At 41.5% G+C, this 1,898-nt stretch carries 2 protein-coding genes; both read right to left on the reverse strand.

The features are described 5' to 3' along the window. Positions 1–394 (reverse strand): MBL fold metallo-hydrolase (locus A3763_RS16255; protein WP_156495132.1); only part of this gene is annotated, 394 nt, incomplete at its 3' end. Between the two features lie 56 nt (positions 395–450). Beyond that, entirely contained in the window at positions 451–1,617 is a 1,167-nt protein-coding gene (locus A3763_RS16260; RefSeq protein ID WP_068633143.1) for a nucleotide sugar dehydrogenase, read from the reverse strand. Positions 1,618–1,898 lie beyond the last annotated feature (281 nt).

A 1,898-nucleotide genomic window follows, 5' to 3' on the forward strand; every position in this document is an offset into this window, starting at 1 on the left:
GCACAATACGCTGCTTAAGCACCGACATAAATTGTCGGATCATCTGTTTATTACGGGTGAAACCAATCTTCACCGCATCTTCCAGTACCAGCGGTAAAAGCACAGCCGACGGCTCAGAACAGTATATCGGCCCATCAAAGCCAGCAGCGAGAAGATAAGGAATGCGCCCGACATGATCGATATGAACATGGGTCACGACAAGCGCTTTAATATGAGAAACTGGGAAGTCGATTTCAAGCTGGCTTTCACTCGACTGCCCAGAGGTCTCGGCCCCTTGAAACAATCCGCAATCAATCAGAATACCTTGTTGTTCAGAACTGTTTTTATCGGAAATTCGAAGCTCGTGACACGAACCCGTTACGCCATTCACCGCTCCGTGGTGTAGGATTTTCATTGTTTTGTCCACAGGGGCTTACACCCCTTTGCTGTTTAGATTAGGGATAACTAAAATTAATCACTGCCAAATAAATCCCGCGTGTAAACCTTCTCTTCCACGTCAGCCAGGTTTTCAGAACGACGGTTAGCAACGATAACATCAGAAAGCTTCTTGAACTCACTAAGGTCTTTAATCACACGAGAATGAAAGAACGAGTCTTCATTAAACGTAGGCTCATAAATAACGACTTCTATACCTTTTGCTTTTATTCGCTTCATAATCCCTTGTATAGCTGACGCCCTGAAATTATCTGAACCAGACTTCATGACCAAGCGGTAAACGCCTACCACTGTGGGGTTCTTTTTGATGATTGCATCTGCAATAAAGTCTTTTCGAGTCGTATTCGAATCAACAATCGCACGCACCAGGTTATTTGGAACATCCTTAAAGTTTGCCAATAGCTGCTTAGTATCTTTCGGTAAGCAATATCCACCATAACCAAATGAAGGGTTATTATAATGCCCTCCGATTCGTGGATCTAAGCTGACACCTTGGATAATCTGTTGAGTATCCAAACCATGGGATTCTGCATAGCTATCCAGCTCATTAAAATACGAAACACGCATAGCGAGATAAGTGTTAGAAAATAATTTAACCGCTTCAGCTTCTGTTGAATCAATAAATAGCGTATCGATATCTTCCTTGACTGCTCCTTGAGCGAGCAAAGCTGCAAATGTCTTTGCCAGTTCACTTTGTGAGCCAACAATAATTCGTGATGGGTATAGGTTGTCATGTAGTGCCTTCCCTTCTCGAAGAAACTCAGGAGAGAAAACGATATTGACTGTATCAAACTCGCTACGAACGCGTTTGGTAAAGCCAACAGGTACCGTAGACTTAATAATCATCATGGCGCTGGGGTTAATTTCAAGAACGTCTCGAATAACTGATTCAACAGATGAGGTATTAAAGTAATTGGTTTCCGTATCATAATCAGTCGGAGTAGCAATCACGACAAACGCTGCGTCTTTATAAGCTTCCTTTTTATCCAACGAAGCCTTGAAATTAAGTTCTTTATTTTGAAGAAAGTGCTCAATTTCCGGATCAAGAATAGGCGAACGCTTATCATTCAATAAAGCAACCTTGTTCTTGTCAATATCCAGGGCAACGACTTCATTATGCTGCGCCAGTAACATGGCATTTGATAGGCCGACATAGCCCGTCCCTGCGATTGCTATTTTCATTAACTCACCTGCTGTTGACTTAAGATATTTTATCTATGGCCATTATACTTGCGCCAATTCATAAAATCAGTAATAAGAATATAGGAGGTCGGTGAACCTTACTTTATCAGCCATATTAAATAGAGTTATGTCCTATATATTATAATATAGGCGCAATTATGACCGATAAACTAGACCCGTCAATGCTCCTCAAGCTGCTTAAGAAATCACCTGACTCTTTCGCGCTCGCTGATCTTCTTGAATTAATAAATAAGGCAATACTTTACGCTTAGGTGATACAA

It is taken from the genome of Oleiphilus sp. HI0128 (assembly GCF_001635365.1).

Excerpts from the sequence above, each read along its gene's own strand:
- A3763_RS16260 (WP_068633143.1), bottom strand. The coding sequence starts at position 1,617 with ATGAAAATAGCAATCGCAGGGACGGGCTATGTCGGCCTATCAAATGCC.